The sequence below is a fragment of the Stenotrophomonas sp. 05L44_2 genome, assembly GCF_056665995.1.
The window spans coordinates 1-2,801 of the sequence record NZ_JBFTNR010000559.1; the positions used below are offsets into that span (position 1 = coordinate 1).

The 2,801-nt window shown below is 63.2% G+C and carries 2 protein-coding genes and 3 pseudogenes; 3 read left to right on the forward strand and 2 right to left on the reverse strand.

The genetic code is table 11. The features are described from left to right. Together AC1VAN_RS17350 and AC1VAN_RS17355 are read left to right on the forward strand one after the other, a co-directional pair. Positions 1–205: pseudogene (locus tag AC1VAN_RS17350) on the forward strand (hypothetical protein); the annotation flags it as partial. Beyond that, complete coding sequence (locus AC1VAN_RS17355) at positions 202–1,677, forward strand: XVIPCD domain-containing protein (protein ID WP_032976494.1); 1,476 nt, start codon at positions 202–204, stop codon at positions 1,675–1,677. The pseudogene AC1VAN_RS17350 and the gene AC1VAN_RS17355, both read left to right, overlap by 4 nt. A 4-nt stretch (positions 1,678–1,681) precedes the next feature. On the opposite strand, the pseudogene AC1VAN_RS17360 reads toward AC1VAN_RS17355, so the two are convergent. Then, a pseudogene (locus AC1VAN_RS17360) lies at positions 1,682–1,777 on the reverse strand (SOS response-associated peptidase family protein); the annotation flags it as partial. Between the two features lie 193 nt (positions 1,778–1,970). Here AC1VAN_RS17360 and AC1VAN_RS17365 point away from each other — a divergent pair. Beyond that, the gene (locus AC1VAN_RS17365) at positions 1,971–2,450 is read left to right on the forward strand and encodes a hypothetical protein (protein WP_051585027.1); all 480 of its coding nucleotides are present in this window, start codon (positions 1,971–1,973) and stop codon (positions 2,448–2,450) included. 9 nt (positions 2,451–2,459) lie between these two features. On the opposite strand, the pseudogene AC1VAN_RS17370 reads toward AC1VAN_RS17365, so the two are convergent. Continuing rightward, positions 2,460–2,801 (reverse strand): annotated as a pseudogene (locus AC1VAN_RS17370) (oxygen-independent coproporphyrinogen III oxidase); the annotation flags it as partial.

The following is a 2,801-nucleotide window of genomic DNA, read 5'->3' on the forward strand; positions in this document are numbered from 1 at the left end:
AGTCTCAGCTCTATTCAGTGAGATTGAAGGCGGGAAAACCTTCACCGCCTATATAAAGCGCGCATTGCCCGCCATGACCACGGGGCAAACGCCAAGCCGGACTCCAACCGAACCTTCGAGTTGGTACGAAAAGATGCCACAAGACAAGCGCAAGGAATACTTCCCAATCGAAGTATCCACACGGGTTGAAGGAACAACGCCATGAACGCTAGGGAAAACGCCACGCTTTCGAACCATGTCTATAAGGACCCCCTCCCGCCCCCCGATTCCGACATCGCCATTGATGGAACGAAATACACGGTTTTGGCCCGTCGCGACTCCGGGAACGGATATCAAGGTGTTGTCTACCTCAACATAGAAACAAAAGAAGTCATCGCTGCCCATCGTGGAACCGAGTTTGATCGCCAGGCAGTACTTGATGGCGGCATCGACGCTGCGATGGTCACCGCCAGAATCAATTCACAGCTTGGCGATGCTCTTGCGCTCACCAAGCAGGCAACCAAACTGGCTGAGGGAAATGGGTATGGGCCAGTGCACGTCACCGGCCATTCACTGGGCGGCGCGCTCGCACAGATCACCGCGCACCACTACAACCTCCCCGGCGACGCGTTCAATCCGTACGGCGCTGCCGGGTTGGCCTATCGCCTTCCGGAAGGCCAGCCAGCCAATGCGGCGCCGTTCACCAACCATGTCATGGCAGGCGACTTGGTCAGTGCGGGCGGCCCGCATTACGGCAAGGTTGAGATGTACGCGCTCCCCAAGGAACTGGAGGTTCTGCGCACCGCCGAGCAGGGCCAACGCATCGCGTCCCTCGGAGCACCTGGGCTGAAAAGCGGCCACCTCATGTCCGCCGCTGTGGCGGTCCAGTTGGGGGATTCCCATCGAATGGTTCATTTCCTTGATCGGATGACCGACAAGGGGCCGGTGCAGTCTGTACTGGACGACCCCAGAGCCCGGGTCACAGACCCTGAAGACCTGCGCCGGATTGCCGACTACCGCAGTGATATTCATCAGCTGCGTATGGGAGCGACCGTGCTTGTCGGCGGCGGCCCCGGACTCATGCGCGACGGGGTCAATTACCTGCGCGGCACCGAGGAAGCCGGTGCATACGCTCGCCAAGAAGCTGAAGCGGAGCAGCGCGCCCACAATGCGCTCAAGCCCGGCGGGCAGCTGGTCCCGGATGCAACCGACAAGGGCTCGCCCTCTCTGAGCAATCCAGGCTTCTCTCCCAAGAGCCCGTTGCAAGAAAGCATCGAATCAACCTTGGACAAGGCAGGCCTGGATCCCAGGAAGGAAGGCCACTTGGAACATGCGCTCTACCGGCAGATTCGCGATGGCGTATCCGCCTTGGACGCCAAGCACGGGCGCGGCTTCGATGAAATCAGCGAGCGAATGACGGCCAGCTTGCTGGCAACAGCTAAGAGCAGCGGTTTGGAGCGCGTCGATCACGTCGTGCTGGGCACTCCGCCGAGCAATGTTTCGGGCCCGCGCATGTTCGTCGTGCAGGGCGAGCTCGACAATCCGGCACACCTGCGGGCGTCGGTTGCGATCAGCGAGGCCGTCAACACACCCGTGGAGCAGTCGCTCGCCAAGGTCGAGCAGATTTCACAGGCACAGCAGGTCGCCCAGCAGGACCACGCCCAGGAGCAGACGCGAGCCGCGATGCGCATGAGCTAGCCCAGCGCCTGCCCGGATCGTGGGCATAGAGCGCGGCGACCTCCTGCAGCGAAACGGTGGCACCCGTCATGCGGACCAGCTTCTGGTAGGCGGCTTCCATTCAGGCGGAATAGCACACCCAATCAAGCATTGACGCTCCCACAAAGGGTCCGCACCGCTGGTTGCGCACAGCAGCCCGCCGGAGGGAATGCGGCCACTCAGCTGCCGTTTCCGCGATCAGGACGCCTTCAGGCCGGCATGGCAGAATCGAACGCCCCGCCCCGGCCGCCGAACCGCGCACAAGGAGATCAGCCATGAAGTGGATAAGGATCGCGTCATCGCTGGCGCTGGTCGCGATGCTCGCCCAGGCCACCGCACCGGCATCGGCGCAGAGTCGTTCGGACAGTCATCGCAACCTCGACGGAAGCCTGGATATCCGCAACAGTGACGGATCGTCCAGCCGCATCAAGCGCGACTTGTCCGGCCGGGTGACCGCCGAGCACAGCAACGGCAGCCGTTCGACCACCACCACCGACCTGAGTGGCCGCAAGCGCACCTCCCACAGCGATGGCAGCTACTCCAACAGCAGCACTGACCTGAGCGGCAACATCCGCACCCAGTACAGTGACGGCAGCTACTCGGTCAGCAAGCGTGACCTGAGCGGCAGGTGGCGCACCGAGTACAGCGACGGCTCCTACTCCACCAGCGTGCGCGATCTGAGCGGCAACTGGAGCACCACCTCCAGTGGTGGCATGGCCGCTCGCCCCCCCGAACGGGGCGTCGGAAAGCGCTGAGACCTGCGCTCAGATCGCCCGCGAATAACGCGGCTGCTCCTGCGCAGCGCGCAGATAGGGATCGAAGCACATCGCCAGCAGGCGCAGCAGCGGCCTCCCCGGCTCGCTGGTGCGCACGATGCCATCGCGGTACTCGGCCAGGCCATCCTGCTGCAGGCGCTGCACGGCCTGCAGGTCTTCGGCGAAGTAGGTCTCGAAATCAATGCCGTGGCGCTGGGCCAGTGACATTCCATCCACCTCACCCTGGCACATCAACTGCTGGATCAGCTCGGCGCGCAGCTGGTCGTCGGCACTGAGTGCGACGCCGCGCCAGACCGGCAGCTGTCCTTGGTCCACCGCGCTCTCCCACGA